This window comes from Planctomycetia bacterium, assembly GCA_016795155.1.
GTDB lineage: Bacteria > Planctomycetota > Planctomycetia > Gemmatales > HRBIN36 > JAEUIE01.
This window is the reverse complement of the sequence record JAEUIE010000006.1, coordinates 85,155-103,880: the sequence shown is the minus strand read 5'-3', so window position 1 is coordinate 103,880 and position 18,726 is coordinate 85,155. Positions and strand designations below refer to the sequence as shown.

Genomic DNA, 18,726 nt, shown 5'->3' with positions numbered 1-18,726 from the left:
ACCCGGCAGTTATTAGTGAATAAGATCAGTATATGTTTGATCGAAGAGATTACGCCATGGCACGACTATTCACCGGTATTGCTCTTCCTCCTGCAGTTGTTCAGAAACTGCAGGCGCTGCAGCCTTCACCAATGCCGGGGATAAGGTTAGTGAAGGCGGAACAGATGCATTTGACACTGCACTTTATCGGCGAAGGAGAAGTGGAGGTGTATCGGCAGGGGCTGGAAAAATTACGGTCGCCACATTTCTCGATAACCATCGAAGCGTTGGGGAAGTTTGCCAATCGCAAAGAGACGATTTTGTGGGCAGGGGTGCGCGAGTCGACAGAGTTGCAGTCATTACATCGGGAAATGGAGGCAGTGCTTGTGATGGTGGGGTATCAGCCCGAAATGCGGCCATATCATCCGCATCTGACGCTGGCCCGGTGTGATGGCCGTGTGCCTGGCGAAGTTGTGGAAGCATTTCTAACACAACCCTTCGAGCCTGATGAGTTCAGGGTAAACGAGGTAGTGTTGTTCAGTAGCGTGTTGAGTTCCCAAGGCCCTACATATCATCAAGAATTTGTGATTCAGCTCCGTTAATTACTTGACAGCAGTTAGCATTTCAGTTAATACATAGGAATCCAATGTATCGGATTCCTTTGCTAGTGGATCACGATGGATACGGAACTACTTAAAGGCACATTGTCGCTGCTCATCCTCTCGCTTTTAAGCAGGAAGGCGATGTATGGCTATGAGATTGCTGCGACCGTGCATCGTGATACCGATGGCGCTTTTCAATGGCGAGAGGGATCGCTTTATCCAAGCCTGCACAAATTGGAACAGACAGGGTTGATCACTGGAGAGTGGGAAGAGAAGGAAACGGGTCGCAAGCGGAGATATTATCACATCACGAAATCAGGGCGGGCTGCTTTGAAGGAGAAGGAGCAGTCGTGGCAGGAATTGGGCAAGGCGGTTAACAGCATCCTGGAGAAATCCCATGAATAAGCTGGAGCACTATCTGCAACAGGTGTGCCGGAGCATGGGCGGTCCCAAGGCATTGCGGGAACATGTCCGGCAGGAACTGCGCGAACATCTGCTGGATGCGATATCGCAGCATCAGACGGCGGGGCTCTCGGAGCAAAAAGCCATCGACCGTGCACTTGCGGAGTTTGGAACGCCGGAGACCGTACGCAGTGAACTGGAGGCAACCCACGGACATCGCATGATGCTGGCCATGGTGATCGACAAGGCGATGGAATGGAAGGAGAAGACCATGAAAGCGAAGTGGCTCTGGGCGACTTGGACGTACTTAATGGTGGTGGGCATCATCGTCTTGGAGATTCTCTTTTGTTTCTTCTGCATGATCTATCTGCTCCCGAAGATGAAAAAGCTGAAGCATGATGGCTTCATCCCTGTACCAGATGATGCTCGCTCCATTGTCAACTGGATGTTTGATTTTATCTACGGAGTTGCATCCACGATTGATCAATGGTTCTGGTGGTCAGTGTTAGGCTTTGCTGCCTTGTGGGCACTATTTGAATGGCGGGTGAAGAGCGAGAACAAGCCTTTCATGCGGCTGTCGGTGCTGAACAGCATGGCACTGGGATTATTACTGGTGGTGGTAATCATGTCGGTGTCAATGATATTACCTTTTTTGCTTTCCACGCCCGCGCTGGGCCGTATGACACCAGCCTCGATGGTGCAACAGCTTGAAAGCATTGACACAAGCTTGATAGAGGCACAGCTTGCAGCAAAGAAGAATGATGAGTTAGCGGTGGCTTTTCAACTCAGCAGGGTCACGTACTCGCTGAGCGCTTTATCCAACGGCCCAGCGTTTTCCGCCTGGTTACAATTTGCAGATCAGCCGACGACTGACGTATTAGCCAAATCCATCGAGAAAACAAAAGCACAGATCGAGGCGGCGAATCTCACCATCAGCAATGGAGATACCAAGGCACTTGTCAAGTCAATTGAATCCATTCAGCAGGCATTTGAACCAGTGAGGGCTGCTGTCAAGAGAGTCAGGCAGAAGGTAATAAAGGAAGATCGATGATAATTGAGCCAGCGTTGTTGATGCTATATGTCCACAACAAAGATAACTTTTACTTTTGTGAGCGTCAGGCCGTAAGGCCGATGTGTGCTTTCTTTTTATCACTCCCACGTCGGCGTAACGGCCAGACGCTCGCATTTATGAATCACACATCTTCAAACAATCCATCCACATAGCTCTGTGCATCAAACGCTTCCATATCATCAATGCCTTCGCCAACTCCGATGAACTTGACGGGAAGGTTTAATTTCTGGCGAATGGCGATGATGCTGCCACCCTTGGCGGTGCCATCGAGCTTGGTGAGGATGATGCCGGTGCAATTGACGGTCTTGAGGAACTCCTGAGCCTGGATCACAGCATTTTGACCGGTGGTGGCGTCGAGCACCAGGATGCTTTCGTGCGGGGCATCGGGAATTTGCCTACCGACGATACGCCAGATTTTCTCCAGTTCCTTCATCAGATGGGCCTGCGTGTGCAGTCGGCCTGCGGTATCGATAATCAGGTAGTCAGCTTTACGGGCAATAGCTGCAGCAACAGCGTCATGGGCCACTGAAGCAGGGTCAGCATTCTGACCAGCCTTGATGATTTCACAGCCCAGCCGCTGGCTCCAAATTGTGAGTTGTTCCACTGCTGCAGCGCGAAAGGTATCACAGGCAGCGACGATAACCTTGTTGCCTTGCTTTTGCAGCAGGTTGGCTAACTTGGCGATGGAGGTTGTCTTTCCTGAACCATTAATTCCGGAAACCATGACTACGGTAGGAGGAGTTGTTTTCTTGATTAATGCAGTGTCATTGGCAGCAATGATGCTGACGAGTTCTCTTTTGACAAAGTCCTGAACATCCTTGCCGACTTCCTTGTCAAGAAATGCCTGCTTGACTCGTTCAACGATCAAAGGCGTTGCAGTACCTACATCGGCGAGGTAGAGTTTTTCTTCGAGTTGTGAAAGAAATTGCTTGTCAACACGGCCACGCAAGCCGAACAGGCCAGCTACACCAGAGAATGCCTGCCGTGTCTTGGTCAGTGCTTTCTTAATTTTGTCGAAAAAACCCATGTTGAACTCAATAACTGGAAACGTGAATAATCGCAAATGTGACGAGAGTGATGCTAACTGGCCATGAGCGCATTGCTCAACCAGCACTAGCTGCTTCGGTCGTACCTTTATGATAGGGTTGGAACAGGTTCAGTGGGAGGCTCAGCAGCTGTGGATTCATCTGCATTTTCAGTTTGTTTCTTTTCATTGGCGACCTTATCAAGGATGCCATTTACAAAAGAAGGCGATTCTTCGGAACCATAGCGTTTGGCCAGTTCGATGGCTTCATCCAGAACTATCTTGAAAGGCAATTCTGGGCCATGATAAAGTTCATAGATTCCCAGTCTTAAGACATTTCGATCCACCACAGCCATACGCTCAACTGACCAGTTGTCAGCGACTTCTGCCAGCCGTTGATCAATGGCCGTTACATGTTGGGTAACTCCCAGAAACAGTGATTTACCCAATTCCAGGAGTTCAGGTTCTGCTAATCGACGGGCCAGGAAGCTGATGGCATCTTCCTGTGACATGGATTTATTCTGGTCACGTTGATACAGGGCTTGCAGAGCGATTTCACGGGCACGGCTACGGCGGGACATTGATGGGTAACAACTCACAGTTAAGTACAAAGATTAAGTATAGGAGCCAGTAGCCTATAGCTAGAGTAAGTCAGGATATGTTCGTATCTCCTTAGATATTATTAATCCGTCTATGCAGGTCATCGATGATCCAATGGAAACAAGTCAGATGGATGGATTCGACAATTCCCATGTCATCGAGTGGGACATGCAGGTTATGATTGGCCAGGGTTTTCAGTTTGCCTCCGCCAAAGCCAGTGCATCCCACGGTTTCGATGCCGTGGTTATTGGCCCATTCAACTGCCCGCAAAATATTGGGGCTGTTCCCCGAACCACTGATGGCTACGAGTAAATCACCCTTGGTTCCAAGATTTTTCAGTTGTTCAGAAAAGACTCTGTCAAATCCCTCGTCGTTGCCCCAGGCAAGAATGTATGGGGTATTATCAGTCAGGCTGAGCACCTTCAGGCGTCTCTTGTTATCGTTGTCAAAATCTTCCCGGCGGAGTGTGCATTTTCCCAGGTCTTCACAAAGGTGCGAAGCATTTGAGCCTGAACCACCATTTCCAATGATGAAAACAAACCTGCCTGCTTCGTACCGCTGAAAGATCAGATCTGCCAGTTTCTGCATCTGGGCAGGATCAATCCTGAGCAGTTCCTGAGCACTGCGTTCCATGAAAGCTCTAGCATTAAGTGTTACACCGAGCATGGCAACTCCACCATAAACAGTTCAAAATCGTACAGACAGCACAATCGTCATACTTTAACATCATAGCAATTATAAGCGATTGAACCGATACGTTTTGACATACTGATCGTGATGATTGACGAGGTTTGCGAAAAGGCGCCCTGCATGTTTGGTCGATTGCCTTAATAGCACTTTCCGATCGATTGGGGGGGATGATGGATCATCCGCCTGCAAACGAATTGCCTTGCAGCGAGTTTGCAATTGGGAAAGGCGCAAATTATCAGGTAGGATGCCGATCCATGCGTACACTCATGTCTTTCGTTGCGGTTGCCGTTGTTTCCGCATTGATGGGTTGCTGTCATGATACTTGTGACAGTTGTCGAGATATCTGCACCAGCTGCGGCAATAATGCTCCAGCTCATGTGCATGCTTCCCCTGCTGCTCAGCCAATTCCTGCTCCTGCTCAGGCTAAATAGTTGAACAGTAGCAAATAGCATTGCTATATCGTTACAGCCTGATCTTCAGATCAGGCTGTTTTGCGTTATGCAGTCTTCGCCAATCTACGGGTAGGCAAACTGAGGATAGTTGGGCTAGTGCGCTGAATCACCCTGAGATCTTCTTCAACCATCATTCCTATCAGATCGGAAAAAGAAAGGCTTGATTCCCAGCCAAGCTTGTCTCGTGCCTTACTGGCGTCTGCTCGCAATTCATTTACTTCGGCAGGGCGTACGAGATCAGGATCTACTTTAACCCAGTCCTGATAATAAAGGCCAATATGGTTAAAGGCGGTTTCAACCAGTTGTTCAACAGTATGAGTGACACCCGTGCCAATGACATAATCTTCCGCGGAATCCTGTTGCAGCATACGCCACATGGCATCCACATAGTCGCCTGCAAATCCCCAGTCGCGGCGGGCATCCATGCTTCCTAGCGTCAGCACATCACTCTTGCCCGATGCAATGTCAGCAACACCCTGACTAATACGGCGAGTGACAAACTCTTTTCCTCTTCGTGGAGATTCGTGATTGAACATGATGCCACAACAGGCAAACAGGCCATAATGTTCTCGGTAATTAACGGTTGTCTGATGAGCAAAGACCTTCGAAACACCATACATATTTCGTGGCTGAAATGGAGTGGTTTCATTTTGCGGACTGGAGTTAACTGAACCAAACTGTTCACTCGAAGATGATTGATAAAAACGTGCACTGGGCACAGCCTGCCGCATGGCTTCCAGTATTCGCAGCGTTCCCAGGGCAGTAATGTCCGCTGTCAGTAAGGGTTGATTCCAGCTCTGTGAAACAATGCTTTGAGCAGCAAGGTGATAAATCTCTCGAGGCTGAATGCGATAGAGAAGCTGGGTAAGACTAGAAAGATCACATAAGTCGCCAGGCCACAGTTGCAACTTTCCATAGAGATGATTGAGGCGAATCGGGAACGGATCGCTGTTACGACGAAGCAGTCCATGTACTGCATAGCCTTTGCGCAGCAGCAATTCTGCCAGATATGAACCATCCTGGCCGGCAATGCCGGTAATGAAAGCAACAGGGCGGGCGTCCATGCCAATCTCTGTTATTGAATTGACGAAACAGTGTATCCAGATGAGAGCGAAATGAACAAGCCCAAATGTCTTGAGGAACCGTCCAGATATTCCTTTACCTTGGTCTGGTGTACGCCTAAACTTATCGGTGATGAATCACTGAGGTAGTGGTTCATTGACATATCTGGCAGAGAAGTCATTTCTTTCTGCACCCATTGAGGAGTTCTGGACATGAAACGATTGCTGGTATTGACCTGGGTATGCCTGGCCTTCTGCAGCCTGCAGGCTTTGCCACAGGATGACAAAGTTGCTGAAGAAGACAAGAAATTCACAGGTACCTGGGTGGTGACTGCTATGGAATTTGGAGGAAGTAAGGTCGACGAAGCGAACTACAAGGAAATGACCTTCACATTTAAAGGCAAGAACTACGAACAAAAACTGGGCGATCAGTTGATGGAAGCTGGCAAACAGGACCTCGATCCCTCCAAAAAGCCCATGCACATGGATATCACCGTTACCGATGGTGAAACAAAAGGCAAGAAACAACTGGCTATCTACGAATGGGATGGCAACGACAAGGTAAAGATCTGTGCTGCAGATCATGGCGATACCACCAGGCCTGACAAGTTTGAAACCAAGGAAGGCAGCAGGAGCATGATCTTTGAATTGAAGCGTAAAAAAGACTAATGATATACTTCAGCTGCAAAATAAAACCCCCACGGAAAAATCCGTGGGGGTTCTACTTGCTTGGATTGAATCATTTACTTATCAAGTAGTTTCTTGACGCTATCGTTCAACCCTTCCTTGGCTTTGTTGAGGGAAGCCTCATCGGCAGCATCTTCAGCAGATTTCAAACTGGCTTTCAGCTTGTCGAGTTGAGCCTGTACCTCGGCAATTTCTTTTTCAATGGTTGTCTTATCTGCTGGTTTCTCTTCCTTCTTTTTCAGCAGCCCTGCAAGTTTGTCTTTGCCTTTGTTGAGATACTCACCAGAAGTTTTAAGGAATGCATCCTTATCAGCTTTGAATTTTTCCATGTGAGTGACCACCTGCGTTTTGCTGGTGATCGGATCTTTCTTCAATTCAAACCAGCCTAGAGAATAGCCCAGGACAGCTACTCCGATAGCCAGAAATATGAGCCAGCCAATAAGGCCAATGCCTTTGGCAGGTTGTGGTGGTGGCATGGGTTGAGGCATGTGATTATCCTTTCAAGTTTATGAGTCTAACAGGTTATTCTCATTGTCGAGCGTTTCATTGTAAGGTGCAATCCATTTTTAAAGCAATCATCGGGAAGCAGTTTGCAACTGTTTGCGTCCCGTTGTGCCAGTTGGTGCTGTTCGAGGCTTGCCTTCACCCAGTAGCAGCAACAGTGGGCTGGCGACAAAAATCGAACTGTAGGTTCCGATAATGACTCCAACCACCATCACGAAGGCAAAGAGTTTAACACCTTCGCCACCGAATATGTAAAGCACGACGACAACGAGCCAGGTGGCCAATGACACAAGAATCGTTCGGCTCAACGTGCCATTGACGCTTTCATTAATGATGGCTGTGGTCAATTCAGGGTTCTTTCCTCGGATTTCACGAATGCGGTCAAACACCACGATGGTATCGTTCACTGAGTAGCCAACCAATGTAAGTAGTGCAGCAACTGCGGGGAGATCGAGTTTGAAATCTTCCAACAGTAGTACATTGCCAAACATACCCACTATGTAATGGCAACCCGCAATAATACCGACTGTAAACATCAGATCGTGTGCAAGACAAAGCACTGCAGCAACACCGAAGGTCCAGTTACCAAAACGGAACCAGAGGTAGCCAACTATGGCGAGCCATGAGAGCAGAATGGCGGAAAGAGCCTTACCCTGGGTTTCCTGGGCCAGTTGACTGTCGAAATTCTCCAGGCGATCTGAAACAGGCAAGCTGAATTGCTGAACTACATACTTAACCAGATCACCTGCCTTATTCTTCAGTTCTGCAGGGAGCTTGAATTCAACCCTGGATGTCTTAAAGCTGCCCTGTCGGGTTCCAGGAGTTATGCCTTTGACATGGAAGAAGTCTTTATTGCTGCCAGGAACATGCTGCGCAAACCACTGATTGACAAACTTGGCAACTTCCTCTGCGGGTGGTTCCTTATTCGAAAAAGTAATCTCAAATGCCTGGTCCCGTTTTTCATTATCCTGCTTATCAGGAGGAACAGCAGTTACATCAGTGGTTTTGGCATCCACATATAAGAGTTCTTTGCCAAAAGCACTTTCGATTGCTTGCCGAACTTTGATAGCATCTTTATTGGTGGTACGAACCGTGAATTCTCTGGTGGCACCCGTCCCGAGCGTTGCATCACGGTACAATGCATCTACGGCAGGCTCTGGCAACTCTGGGTGTTTCATGATCTCAGAACGTACTTCCGAAATGTTCTTGGGCTCTTTGAACTGGAAGGTATAAGCAGTCCCGCCAGTGAAATCGATGTTGAGTCCTTCTTCACCACGATAGAGGAAAAGTGCAACTCCCAGAATGGAGAGTATGACAGTTGCTGCAAACCAGTAATGCCGAACTCGCATGAAATCGAAGTTAGGTTTGCTGAATAACTTCATCATGCTCAGATTTTTCAGCCAGCCTTTGCTGAGAGCAATGTCAAAGAACAATCTCGTCATGTACAAACTGGTAAACAAACTGATGATCAACCCCATCGTCAATGAGATACCAAAACCCTTCAACTGGTCAGTGCCGACTGCATAAAGAACGATGGCAGTGAAAATGGATGTGATGTGAGTATCGATAATAGTTGGCAACGCACGGTCATAGGCATTACGAATCGCCAGTGCGAAATTGGCGCCCCGTTCACGCTCTTCACGAAGTCGTTCATAGATCAACACATTGGCATCAATAGCCATACCCAGCATCAATACCAGACCAGCCAGGCCTGGTAGCGTAATGGCTGCATTGGCAAAGGCGAGGAAGGCTACGGTGAGCAACAGATTGATGAACAACGCCGCTACCGCGACAAATCCTGCAAAGCGGTAGTAAATCATCATGAACACGCAGACAGCGAGGAATGCACCGGCAACAGCCAGCGTTCCCTTGCGGATCGTATCTTCACCGAGTCCTGGCCCCATCGTCATTTCACTGGCTGGTTCAGGTTTCAGTGCAGCAGGGAGTGAGCCCGCCTGGAGAATGCGAGCCAGATCAGTAACTCGCCTTTGGGCTTCGGCACCGCTGCCACCCATGGTGATAATTCCACCCGTGCTTAACCGTGCCTGTAGTTCTGGAGCTGATATTACTTTTCCATCAAAGATAATAGCCATCAATTTTTTGACTTCTTTGGTGAGTTCAAAGAATCGATCCTGAGCATCAGGCTTGATACCAAACCGGACGACAAATTGCAGATTATTCATGTCAGGGAAAATGGATGCAGGATCCATGTTGTCACCCGTTACCAGTGCTTTATCTGCAATAGGTTTGCGAGTAAGAACAAAATGTCGACCCAGGTTAGGTGCACTTTCAGGTATATCGATGGTACGTTGCTTGGGTGCACTGAAATATGCGTAATCCCCGATCATGCGAAAGCCTTCTGGCGATTCAGCACTAAAATTTTGCTTCAGTGTCTCGATTTCGCTGGCTGACATTTCGAGCCATTCATATTCAGCTTCCAAGCCTGTTGGAGCAGGGGGAGTTTTTCCGGGCAGCACAATTTCATCTGCTTTTCCTGCCAATTGTGTCTTGGCGGTATTAATGGCATCACGATCGTTGAATTCAGGCATCGAGTTGTTGTGCGCCAGGATGCGGAATTCCAACTGACCCTGTTGCTGGATCAGTCGTTTGATTTCCTGAATTTTCCCTGCGCTGTTTTTATTCTTCGGATCATTGCTGATGGGTAGTACAATTTCGACGCGTGGTGGTCTGCTGGCATCTCCCTGAATAGGTCGAATGGTGGTTTCAAGAAGATTACTCGGATCGACTCGTGTTTTGATGCGCGAAGCCAATTGCTCTGCACTGAATTCACGTTTGAAAGCATCGGATTGGCGTTCCCAGAATGCAGGATCAACTTCGTAAACCAGAATAGATCCACCTGCCAGGTCTACACCCAGAGTGAAACGCTTACCTTCAGCAGTAGGATCCATGTAATTGCGAAATGCAACCACCGTAATCCAGGTTGCTAGTATTACCGGAACGGTGACCAGCAAAAGTCGCCATTCAAATCCGGGGAACAGCCTGGTAAACAGAAGTTTCAAGCCGACAATCAGTGCGATTAAAATCAGAATTGATATCAGTGCAGTCATTGTCACAATCGGGGCTAGAGAAAAGTGAATGTCTTATCCATTTAACAAGCCCTCAGGTTACGCCCAAGGGCTTCAGGTTGTCGTTTTTACTCTGCATCCATTAACCCGATGCAGACTCCTGTGATGTTGCTTCGGAGGCAGGCGTTATGGAATAGATGCTAGAACGCAGAATTCTCAATTTGCTTTCGAGCACTTTGACGATGATTTCGTCCTGGTCTCCTGGAGTTCCTGCCGTCTTTTCCTTGATGGATGCTACCGTGCCAAGAATGCCGCCAGAGAAGGTGACCTCGTCACCCTTCTTAATCAGGTAAATGGCCTTCTTGCGTTCTTTCTCCTGCTTCTGTGCAGGCCGCAAAAGAATAAACCATGCTAGCAGTAGCGGGATACCGAAAAAGATTAGTGGTTGCAGTGCTGCACCAGTTCCGGGCTCAGCATTACCCTGTGCAGGGGCTGCTTCACCACCGGCAGCTTGAGCCAAAAGACAGAAAACGAAAGATGTCATAATAACCACAAATCAAGGCAATTCCGTGTCAGACTGTTGATTGTAAGTGCTTGACTGCCAACGGACAAGGTTTTCATGATGGAAGCGGTCAAAGCATCCGGCATTAATTGCCAGGCGAGCTTTGGATACTAAATCGAGATAAAACTGAATATTGTGCAGTGATATTAACGTTGGGCCTAACATTTCATCTGCATTGAACAGATGGTGTAAGTAAGCTTTGGTATAGTTAGAGCAGGTATAACATCGACATTGCGAATCCAGAGGCAATTCAGTTCGTTTATGCTTGGCATTACGCAATCGCACTGGTCCATCTGAGGTTAACGCCTGGGCATTACGGCCATTGCGTGTGGGTAATACGCAATCAAAAAGGTCAATGCCACGGGCAATTCCTGAAAGAATATCTTCAGGTTTACCTACCCCCATCAGGTAGCGGGGTTTATCCACAGGCAATGCGTCTGCTGCTTCACTTAAGACCTGCAACATGACTTCACCCGGTTCACCGACACTGAAACCACCCAGCGCATACCCAGGGAAATCGAGCATTTTCAGTTGCTCAGCACATTCAATCCTCCAGGCGACGTTCATGCCACCCTGTACTATTGCGAACTGTGCCTGATCAGCACGGCGATGCGCCTGCTGACATCTTTTAGCCCACAGAATGCTGCGATCCATTGCCCGTCTTACCACCTCTGGATCTGCAAGCCCAGGTGGGCATTCATCCAGCACCATCGCAATATCAGAACCAAGTTTCTCCTGTATATCGACCGCACTTTCTGGAGTGAGAGAGAATGGAGAACCATCCAGATGCGAGCGAAAAAAAGCACCTTCGTCAGTTATTTTTCGTTGAGCAGCCAAGCTGAAAATCTGATAACCACCCGAGTCTGTTAGAATGGCTTGATCCCAGTTCATGAATCGATGCAAACCACCCAGTTCAGCGATGATGTCTGCTCCGGGACGCAGTGCAAGATGGTAAGTATTTCCCAGAATAATGCGGGCACCACACTGCTTCACCATTTCTGGGGTTAATCCCTTAACGGTAGCCTGGGTGCCAACAGGCATGAACATGGGGGTTTCAAAGGTGCCATGCGGCGTCGACAATTGTCCAAGCCGCGCTTTTCCGTCGTTTCTCAGAAGTGTAAAGCTGACAGGAGGCATGGGAATAAATGTGCCCCCGAATGAAACTCGGGGGCAACTTTGAGAAGGGGTAGCGCGGGACTGATTTGATCAGTCGCCACGAAGCTTCAAATTGAGTTCAGTGAGCTTTTCACGAACCTCTACCAATGAAGTTTGCCCAAAGTTCTTCATTTCCAGAAGTTCATCAGCAGTTCGCTGAATCAATTCACCAACTGTACTGATACTCAAACGGTTCATACATTTACGGGCACGCACCGAAAAGTTCAATTCACTGATGGGTTTGTTCATCGCCTCTTGTTCTTCGGGAGAATACTGAGGCTGATTGGCTCGGAAGCGTGGGTCGTAACGCGCACCTTCTTCCAAAGCCTGGCCAAGCCTCAAGCCTTTAGCTGTCAACATATCCTTGATTTCATCAAGTGATGTCTCACCAAAGTTTTTGCTGGCCAGCAATTGTGATTCAGTTACGCGTGTCAAATCACCGAGCGTCCGGATGTTCATCTTTTTCAGGCAGTTTCTGCTTCGCACGGACAGTTCGAAGTCTGTAACTGGAACTTCAAGTACCTGTGAAAACTTGTCAAAGCGTCGTTCAGCGTCTTCATCGAAGAACATTTCACGGGATGCATCAGCATCCTTGAGAAAAAGTCTGGCTCTGCCATCAGTTGGGAAAGCCTCACTCAACTGTCGATAGCAATTGTGTGCTTTCTCGTACTGATTGTTATCCTCATAGAGAATACCCAGATTATTCAATGCACCCTTGCTGGCGGGAAGTTGAGAAACGCTGCGTTCATAAAATCCGATAGCTTCTTCATCGTTTCCAGCCAGGTCGTTGTAATATCCCAATTGGAACAAAGCACCTGAGTGGTTGGGATCAATTTCGATCGCCTTCTCAAAGCTGGCCAGTGCACCCGATCGATCGCCTTCTTCAAGTAACAGGCAACCTTTCTGGAAGTGGTATTCACCAGAATGACTGCTCATGCTTTCCAGTCGATTGATCAGTTCTTTTGCCTGCTTATACTGCTTCTGGTGCAGATAAAGCCCTGCTCGCTGCAGTTGTACTTGAGTTGCCGTATAACCCATCTTTTCTGCACGTTCAAACGCTTTATGGGCTTCGTCCATATCGTTCAGTTGGGCCAATGCTCGTCCCAGATAAAATTGTGACAGGGCGGTATCTGCTTTGTGAAGATGATCAGCAGCGTCACGTGTTCGCCCCAGAAACCAGTTAGCTACCCCCAACTTCAAATGCCACTTCTTCTCTTGTGGTCCACCTGCTTCCAGTTTGACCTTCATGGCATCAACCGATTCACGCAGTGCCTTATATTGGGGATGTCCCTGGGCCAATCCATCACGTAATCTTTGCACCGTTCCTGCATCACAATCATCTTTTTCGAGAAACATCGCTTTAATATCAGTAGTTATGCCAGTCATCGTGCGCACACTCCACCAGAAGTACTTACTAACGGACTATTAATATAGTTGCTGAACTCAAGAGAACAAGGCGAAGGCCATTCAGGTGTCTGATATGGGCTTGCAAGCTTGCCTTGACTATACTTTGAGGCTTTGCTATGGCCAAAAGCCTCAATTAAGACGTGGAATGAATATGTCCGTCTTCATTGTAGTTGAGAAGGATTGGTTATGCGTAAGATCTTACTGCTTTTGGGCTTTATCATAATTACCTCACCCTGCACCGGGTGCATCTATCGCCGTATGACCATCATGAGCGAACCACCTGGGGCACGAGTATTTGTTAACAATGTTGAGGTAGGTACAACGCCATGTAACGTTCCAACAAACGTATTCCTCGATCATGGAAATTATAAATTCACATTGTTTAAGGATGGCTTCGAACCACTTGAGGTACTTCAACCAGTACCTGCCAACGCGTATGAATATCCAGCTATCGATTTTCTGGCTGAGATATGTCCGATCGAATATCGCGATAGAAGAGTATTCAATTATCAATTGCAGCCGGTGCGAGAGAAATCGGGAGATGAACTGAAACAACAGGCGGACGAATTCAGGCAACGAGGAGGTGGTGGAATGTCAACGGCGCCCTTAGTGGTACCGCCCCCTGCAGGCCAAGCTGTTAGTCCACCACCCAATGCTGAAACTGGCCCATCTATTCCCTTGCCTCCGCGTTAAGTTCTGGCAGTGGTAGTTCTCAGCGGAAGATATCTCAAGATCAGTGCCGCCAGGAAAATGATCCCTCCTGCAACTGTAGTGCTGGATGGAATCTGATACGTGATCAAGTATGCCCAGAATGGTGCCAATAATGGATCGAGAAGAGTGATAAGAGATGCTTCATGTGCAGGCAAATGGTACATCGCTTTCGACAACAGCCAATTAGGCAATGCAACCTGCACAGCACCAAATAGAGCAAGAATAAACCACTGCCAACCTTCTGGCCAAGGTGTGGCCATGGCCCAGGGTAATGCCAGAAGTCCTGCAGTCAGTTGATTCACGAATGTCAACCAGATTGAGGACAAATGCTGTAACAAAGACAACCCGATAATAACCCCGGCGAAGGCAATTCCCGCACCTAATGCCATTGATGCTGATGCGAATTGATCACTTTGAAGATTGCCAAAGACGATGATGACAACCCCAGTCATGGCAATTGCAAGTGCCAACCAATCTCGTTGAGAAGCTCGGGACCGTCGCAGGATGATTACTTGAACGAGAAATACCCAGAATGGTGCTGTATATTGCAGCCATGCAGCTTCAGCGACACCGCCTATCGACATTGCTGCAATGAATAATCCATTCATCAGCGTGAAGCAACATGCGGTAATCACCAGAATTGGATGCCATTGCAACATTCTCAGTCGCAGAAACGGCGCGATAGCCAATGCTCCAAAGAGGCATCGCCAGCAGGCAATCTGCTCAGGCGCAACCGCCCGAACCTCTCCCATCCATGATTGCGATTCAGTAAGGAGTTTGACAAAAAAGCCACTCATGCTCCAGCATAGAGCGGCAGACGCCACAATGAGTCGGCTTCCCCAGAGATCTGTCATTTCTGAATATGAGGAGCCATAAACCAGAGAAGTAACATGAAAAGCAGGCAGAACAATGTAAAGCCTGCGAATACCATCCAGCCGGGCCATCGCCTTGGCGTTTTCATGATTGGTTCTGTAACAGTGGGCATTCGAAATTCAATAAACTCACGTAATGGCCGATAAGGGCCCCGGGGTGAACGGCTAACTGGTTGTTCCAGTGTATAAGTCTTTTTACTGAGTGCCTCGCGGATTTGTTCTGTTGTCGCCTTTTTACAAACCAGTTTACCAGATTGTCTTCCTGACCAGAGATACCAGGCGCGTTCTTTTTCCTGATCCGATACGTTATCATCGTGATTGGTCGGCTGATCCGCAATATGAACGGTGCCACGTTCTTCAACGGTTGCTTCGTCCCAATTCAGCTTTGCTGGAACCAGGTTAGAAGCATCCAGCGCAATGATGAGGTCGCTGGCGGATTGAAAACGATCTTCAGGTTTCCGGGCAAGCAATTTGGCGAGCAAAGCATCAATCTTGGGATTCAGGCTTGGAACAAGTTCGGAAACAGGAGGGTAGGTGCCTGTCTGCTTTTTCTCGGTGATTTCCAGAGGGGTCTGACCTTCGAAAGGCAATCGGCCAGTCAGCATGTGGTATCCAGTGGCACCAAGAGCAAAAAGATCGCTTCGCTGATCGGCTTGGCGTGCCGAGATGGTTTGCTCGTAAGGCATATAGAACGGTGTACCGAAACCCTGCCTTGTTTTAGTGAGAGAAACATCGTTGGTGAATCGGTCTTTGGCTAATCCAAAATCTGCGAGTTTGGCAACTCCAGCCGGATCAATAAGGATGTTGGCTGGTTTAATGTCTCGATGAACAATACCCTTGGAATGCGCATGTGCCAGACCGTGAGCTATTTCCCAGATAATGCGCAGGGCTACGCCTGGAGGTAGTCTCCCTCGTTGAGATAATAAAGTCTGAACGCTGATCCCATCTACATATTCCATCACAAAGTAATGACGACCAGTTTCTTTGTCAGATCCTGCATAGAATCCACGAACGATATTAGGATGATCCAACTTGGCTGCATGTTGAGATTCGCGTTGAAACCGGATCAGAAGGGTTTCATGCTTGCGCCATTGAGGCCCAAGCACTTTCATAGCATAACGCTTGTTGGATTGAGGTTGCGACACCAGGTATACAGCACCCATGGTTCCACCGCCAAGTCTTTTCAGGAGTTCATAACCACCGATGAACCTGGGATGTTCATCATCAAAGTACTCAACATCCAGTTTCTGTACTTCTGCATGTTGAACGGCAATAAATGACCCATCGCTGTTTTTCAGTATTTGATCTGCTTGTTCGTCGGTGAGAAACCCCCCATCCCGTAACAGCGTAAGTACGTTTAGAAATACTCCCTGTTTTTCAGCCTGAATTACCCTACTGACCATCTGGGAAGCAATGTCAGAGGGTACACCGAAATGATCAATGGCTAATTGAGCTTGTTGTTCAATCTCATGTGTTGAGTGCATAACGTTGTTATAGATTGAGGTAAACACTTGTGCAGGCAAACTGCCAATTACGAGGTAAAACACTCCCGAACATCAAATTTATGAAAAAGCAAGAGACTCATAAATTATTCATTTGACAAACGTTGATATTTTCATGATAAATATGCATAACTATGAAAGGCAATTCAGTCTCTCCAAGTAATCTCGTCGCCCACGAGAATCAGTGAGAACAGCGTTATTTTCCCATAACGCAACGGCCCAGCTGAATCCAGCCTACACAACAGAGAAGTTGCACCATGCGTTTTAGTGGGCGATACAGTCGGCTTTGTCGTTCTTCAATCATTCGATTGGGGCAGATTTCATCACAGCCCTGCTTATGCAATTATCTCCAGAATTTTCTCACTGTGTTGTCTGATTGGTTTCACTCAATCCATAGATTCTTCTCACAATCAACTGCATTGATTCCATCAACAGAATCCTTGACAGTTGGTTCCATTTATCAGCACCAAGCCAATCTCTCCAGATACGGTGCTGATCGTTTCATTTTTGTAAAGGAGAGCCTGTGAGCACGAATGCTCGCTTAGACAATGACAAGGTTGTAAATGCTCAAGTTCCTATCAGTGATCGCGTCACTTTTATGGAAATTGAAGCTACAAAACCTACTGATTCCGATATCAGGCTGCCAGATGAGCCTAGTCTGCCTTCAGGTTACAAGCTCAAAGTTGGCGGATATCTCATTTATCACCATGTAAAATCAATTCTAGATTTTATAGCGGCAGCCATCATTCTGTTGCTGAGTTCACCATTCATTCTGATCTCGGCTTTACTTGTAAGATTGACTTCGCATGGGCCGGCCTTCTACACCCAGATGCGATTGGGACTCAACGGAAAGCCCTATGTCATCTATAAACTGCGCTCGATGTACCATGATTGCGAAAAACAGTCAGGAATCAAGTGGTGTACTTTTCGCGATAATAGGGTGACTCCGGTGGGCAGAATTTTGCGAAAAAGTCATATCGATGAACTTCCACAATTGTGGAATGTACTTCGTGGTGAAATGAGTTTGATTGGACCAAGACCGGAACGGCCTGAACTGGTGGTATCGCTTGAAAAGGCACTGCCTCGGTATCGTGATCGCCTTCTGGTCAAGCCTGGTCTTACTGGTCTGGCACAGATTCAACTTCCACCCGATACTGATTTGGAAAGTGTTAGGAAAAAGCTGGTACTTGATCGCGTTTACGTGAACCGCCGCAGCTTTTGGCTGGATATGCGAATTTACCTGGGCACCATCTTCTACCTGGTGGGTATGCCTTTTGAAAAGGTACAACGTTATTTTGCACTTCCAGCTACCATCAAGGTCGAAAATCCACCAGAGGCTTCGACGATTTCAGCTATGCCTCTTCCCGTCCTGGAACAGGCTTAATTAGTCATCATTGCAGATTGGTAATCCGACTAATGCCTCCAGAACGGAGGCATTTTTCCTTAGAATCTCCACCCAACCTCCAACATCAGTTTGAGTTGACTTGCACCGTCATTATTATCCACCAGTTTGTTGAAATACTCGCGTTGCCATTCCAGTCGTGTTCCGATTATGAAATCATGCGTACGGCGAGGAAGTATCACATTGAAATTAGTTCCAATAAAGAAACCCTTCGTAACACCAGAGGTGTGTCCATCTGCTGGATTATACACGATGTCATCAGTTGGTTGCAGACCGTCAATTTGTCTATCATTGACAGTGGTCTTAACGGTTGCTTGTCCCCAAATTCCACCAAAATCACCACCCAGTGAATAATTCATGCCGTTAAACCACTCAGATTGAAAATAAAACTCACGTCCGAGAGCCAGACGTGCATGAACACGATGCAGATCCTTTATGCCCAGGGACGTAACTCCATCGAGTTGAATCTGGCTGCCAAACCGTGAGACGGTAACCGGGCCATCCCGAACAATCAAATTGATGTCGTTATCTTTTGAGTTGTTGTAAATGTATCCTAATCCTAGATCACCATACCATGCAGCTGATCTTTGCTCATTGTAAGCCAGACTGCGTATACCAACATCGGCACCAATGCCAGTGTTCAATATCTGGGCCAGAGAGCCATGTCCGGTGCTGATGGAAGCCGTCGGTCTGGCGTAAACATAAAAAGGACTAAAAAGTGAATAAGGGGGACCGCCAGCGGGGAATAGCGTCACAGGATCAAGTTCCATGGTACGTGGACCATTGGTTATCTTGAAATAATTTTCAGGAATGGCAGTGGTTGGTGCTGCAGTGCTTTGAGGTTTGTTTTCCTGAGCAAAGCATACACCATTTGCCAGCAATAGTATGCAGCAAGCTGTTGTCAGGGTGCTTAGATATTGCACGATCAACTCCCCCACTCAAATACGCCCCTCATGCTCCCCGCACTGGACGTACATACTTTAATATCGGCCGAAAAGATAGTGGTAATCAGAGAT

The 18,726-nt window shown here is 47.7% G+C and carries 18 protein-coding genes; 6 read left to right on the top strand and 12 right to left on the bottom strand.

Annotated elements, in window-relative coordinates:
* Positions 1 to 56 precede the first annotated feature (56 nt).
* From thpR to JNJ77_03285, 3 genes are all read left to right on the top strand, one after another.
* On the top strand, positions 57 to 581 hold the full coding sequence (gene thpR / locus JNJ77_03295; protein ID MBL8821587.1) for an RNA 2',3'-cyclic phosphodiesterase: 525 nt from the start codon (positions 57 to 59) through the stop codon (positions 579 to 581).
* A 75-nt stretch (positions 582 to 656) separates the two neighbouring features.
* A complete protein-coding gene (locus JNJ77_03290) occupies positions 657 to 986 on the top strand; it encodes a PadR family transcriptional regulator (GenBank protein MBL8821586.1) in 330 nt (109 codons plus the stop codon).
* Complete coding sequence (locus tag JNJ77_03285; protein MBL8821585.1) at positions 979 to 2,034, top strand: hypothetical protein; 1,056 nt, start codon at positions 979 to 981, stop codon at positions 2,032 to 2,034. Before JNJ77_03290 ends, JNJ77_03285 begins: the two co-directional genes overlap by 8 nt.
* 142 nt (positions 2,035 to 2,176) lie before the next feature.
* Here JNJ77_03285 and ftsY read toward each other — a convergent pair whose 3' ends face one another.
* The 4 genes from ftsY to JNJ77_03265 all read right to left on the bottom strand — a co-directional run bounded on the left by ftsY (position 2,177) and on the right by JNJ77_03265 (position 5,885).
* On the bottom strand, positions 2,177 to 3,082 hold the full coding sequence (gene ftsY / locus JNJ77_03280; GenBank protein MBL8821584.1) for a signal recognition particle-docking protein FtsY: 906 nt from the start codon (positions 3,080 to 3,082) through the stop codon (positions 2,177 to 2,179).
* A gap of 107 nt (positions 3,083 to 3,189) precedes the next feature.
* On the bottom strand, positions 3,190 to 3,660 hold the full coding sequence (gene nusB / locus JNJ77_03275) for a transcription antitermination factor NusB (GenBank protein ID MBL8821583.1): 471 nt from the start codon (positions 3,658 to 3,660) through the stop codon (positions 3,190 to 3,192).
* Positions 3,661 to 3,751: 91 nt separating this feature from the next.
* Positions 3,752 to 4,345: an SIS domain-containing protein gene (locus tag JNJ77_03270; GenBank protein MBL8821582.1), complete on the bottom strand. Its 594-nt coding sequence runs from the start codon at positions 4,343 to 4,345 to the stop codon at positions 3,752 to 3,754.
* A gap of 520 nt (positions 4,346 to 4,865) precedes the next feature.
* On the bottom strand, positions 4,866 to 5,885 hold the full coding sequence (locus JNJ77_03265) for a GDP-mannose 4,6-dehydratase (protein MBL8821581.1): 1,020 nt from the start codon (positions 5,883 to 5,885) through the stop codon (positions 4,866 to 4,868).
* Positions 5,886 to 6,095: 210 nt separating this feature from the next.
* On the opposite strand from JNJ77_03265, the gene JNJ77_03260 reads away from it, so the two are divergent.
* Positions 6,096 to 6,551, top strand: a complete 456-nt coding sequence (locus JNJ77_03260; protein MBL8821580.1) for a TIGR03067 domain-containing protein — start codon at positions 6,096 to 6,098, stop codon at positions 6,549 to 6,551.
* 74 nt (positions 6,552 to 6,625) lie between these two features.
* Here the strand turns inward: JNJ77_03260 and JNJ77_03255 are convergent, their stop codons facing one another.
* From JNJ77_03255 to JNJ77_03235, 5 genes are all read right to left on the bottom strand, one after another.
* Positions 6,626 to 7,057, bottom strand: a complete 432-nt coding sequence (locus tag JNJ77_03255; protein MBL8821579.1) for a hypothetical protein — start codon at positions 7,055 to 7,057, stop codon at positions 6,626 to 6,628.
* An 87-nt stretch (positions 7,058 to 7,144) separates the two neighbouring features.
* Positions 7,145 to 10,141, bottom strand: a complete 2,997-nt coding sequence (secD, locus tag JNJ77_03250) for a protein translocase subunit SecD (protein ID MBL8821578.1) — start codon at positions 10,139 to 10,141, stop codon at positions 7,145 to 7,147.
* A gap of 100 nt (positions 10,142 to 10,241) precedes the next feature.
* Positions 10,242 to 10,643 (bottom strand): preprotein translocase subunit YajC, encoded by a 402-nt coding sequence (yajC, locus tag JNJ77_03245; protein ID MBL8821577.1) that lies wholly within the window; start codon positions 10,641 to 10,643, stop codon positions 10,242 to 10,244.
* A 12-nt stretch (positions 10,644 to 10,655) separates the two neighbouring features.
* Complete coding sequence (gene tgt, locus JNJ77_03240) at positions 10,656 to 11,798, bottom strand: tRNA guanosine(34) transglycosylase Tgt (GenBank protein MBL8821576.1); 1,143 nt, start codon at positions 11,796 to 11,798, stop codon at positions 10,656 to 10,658.
* Between the two features lie 69 nt (positions 11,799 to 11,867).
* Positions 11,868 to 13,202: a tetratricopeptide repeat protein gene (locus JNJ77_03235; GenBank protein MBL8821575.1), complete on the bottom strand. Its 1,335-nt coding sequence runs from the start codon at positions 13,200 to 13,202 to the stop codon at positions 11,868 to 11,870.
* 207 nt (positions 13,203 to 13,409) lie between these two features.
* On the opposite strand from JNJ77_03235, the gene JNJ77_03230 reads away from it, so the two are divergent.
* Positions 13,410 to 13,916 (top strand): PEGA domain-containing protein, encoded by a 507-nt coding sequence (locus JNJ77_03230; GenBank protein ID MBL8821574.1) that lies wholly within the window; start codon positions 13,410 to 13,412, stop codon positions 13,914 to 13,916.
* Here the strand turns inward: JNJ77_03230 and JNJ77_03225 are convergent.
* The gene (locus tag JNJ77_03225) at positions 13,913 to 14,731 is read right to left on the bottom strand and encodes a DMT family transporter (protein MBL8821573.1); all 819 of its coding nucleotides are present in this window, start codon (positions 14,729 to 14,731) and stop codon (positions 13,913 to 13,915) included. The two genes, JNJ77_03230 and JNJ77_03225, sit on opposite strands and share 4 nt — an antisense overlap.
* Before the next feature lie 53 nt (positions 14,732 to 14,784).
* Positions 14,785 to 16,290, bottom strand: a complete 1,506-nt coding sequence (locus tag JNJ77_03220) for a serine/threonine protein kinase (GenBank protein ID MBL8821572.1) — start codon at positions 16,288 to 16,290, stop codon at positions 14,785 to 14,787.
* A 541-nt stretch (positions 16,291 to 16,831) separates the two neighbouring features.
* On the opposite strand from JNJ77_03220, the gene JNJ77_03215 reads away from it, so the two are divergent.
* A complete protein-coding gene (locus JNJ77_03215; protein ID MBL8821571.1) occupies positions 16,832 to 17,692 on the top strand; it encodes a sugar transferase in 861 nt (286 codons plus the stop codon).
* Positions 17,693 to 17,751: 59 nt separating this feature from the next.
* Here the strand turns inward: JNJ77_03215 and JNJ77_03210 are convergent, their stop codons facing one another.
* Positions 17,752 to 18,633: a hypothetical protein gene (locus JNJ77_03210; protein MBL8821570.1), complete on the bottom strand. Its 882-nt coding sequence runs from the start codon at positions 18,631 to 18,633 to the stop codon at positions 17,752 to 17,754.
* Between the last annotated feature and the right edge of the window lie 93 nt (positions 18,634 to 18,726).

What these genes read in the sequence shown, in the direction of transcription:
- yajC (MBL8821577.1), bottom strand. Translation starts at nt 10,643, where the DNA reads ATGACATCTTTCGTTTTCTGTCTTTTGGCTCAAGCTGCCGGTGGTGAA.
- JNJ77_03265 (MBL8821581.1), bottom strand. Translation starts at nt 5,885, where the DNA reads ATGGACGCCCGCCCTGTTGCTTTCATTACCGGCATTGCCGGCCAGGAT.
- nusB (MBL8821583.1), bottom strand. Translation starts at nt 3,660, where the DNA reads ATGTCCCGCCGTAGCCGTGCCCGTGAAATCGCTCTGCAAGCCCTGTAT.
- JNJ77_03255 (MBL8821579.1), bottom strand. Translation starts at nt 7,057, where the DNA reads ATGCCTCAACCCATGCCACCACCACAACCTGCCAAAGGCATTGGCCTT.
- JNJ77_03225 (MBL8821573.1), bottom strand. Translation starts at nt 14,731, where the DNA reads ATGAGTGGCTTTTTTGTCAAACTCCTTACTGAATCGCAATCATGGATG.
- thpR (MBL8821587.1), top strand. Translation starts at nt 57, where the DNA reads ATGGCACGACTATTCACCGGTATTGCTCTTCCTCCTGCAGTTGTTCAG.
- JNJ77_03235 (MBL8821575.1), bottom strand. Translation starts at nt 13,202, where the DNA reads ATGACTGGCATAACTACTGATATTAAAGCGATGTTTCTCGAAAAAGAT.
- secD (MBL8821578.1), bottom strand. Translation starts at nt 10,141, where the DNA reads ATGACTGCACTGATATCAATTCTGATTTTAATCGCACTGATTGTCGGC.
- JNJ77_03230 (MBL8821574.1), top strand. Translation starts at nt 13,410, where the DNA reads ATGCGTAAGATCTTACTGCTTTTGGGCTTTATCATAATTACCTCACCC.
- tgt (MBL8821576.1), bottom strand. Translation starts at nt 11,798, where the DNA reads ATGCCTCCTGTCAGCTTTACACTTCTGAGAAACGACGGAAAAGCGCGG.
- JNJ77_03260 (MBL8821580.1), top strand. Translation starts at nt 6,096, where the DNA reads ATGAAACGATTGCTGGTATTGACCTGGGTATGCCTGGCCTTCTGCAGC.
- JNJ77_03285 (MBL8821585.1), top strand. Translation starts at nt 979, where the DNA reads ATGAATAAGCTGGAGCACTATCTGCAACAGGTGTGCCGGAGCATGGGC.
- ftsY (MBL8821584.1), bottom strand. Translation starts at nt 3,082, where the DNA reads ATGGGTTTTTTCGACAAAATTAAGAAAGCACTGACCAAGACACGGCAG.
- JNJ77_03270 (MBL8821582.1), bottom strand. Translation starts at nt 4,345, where the DNA reads ATGCTCGGTGTAACACTTAATGCTAGAGCTTTCATGGAACGCAGTGCT.
- JNJ77_03220 (MBL8821572.1), bottom strand. Translation starts at nt 16,290, where the DNA reads ATGCACTCAACACATGAGATTGAACAACAAGCTCAATTAGCCATTGAT.
- JNJ77_03290 (MBL8821586.1), top strand. Translation starts at nt 657, where the DNA reads ATGGATACGGAACTACTTAAAGGCACATTGTCGCTGCTCATCCTCTCG.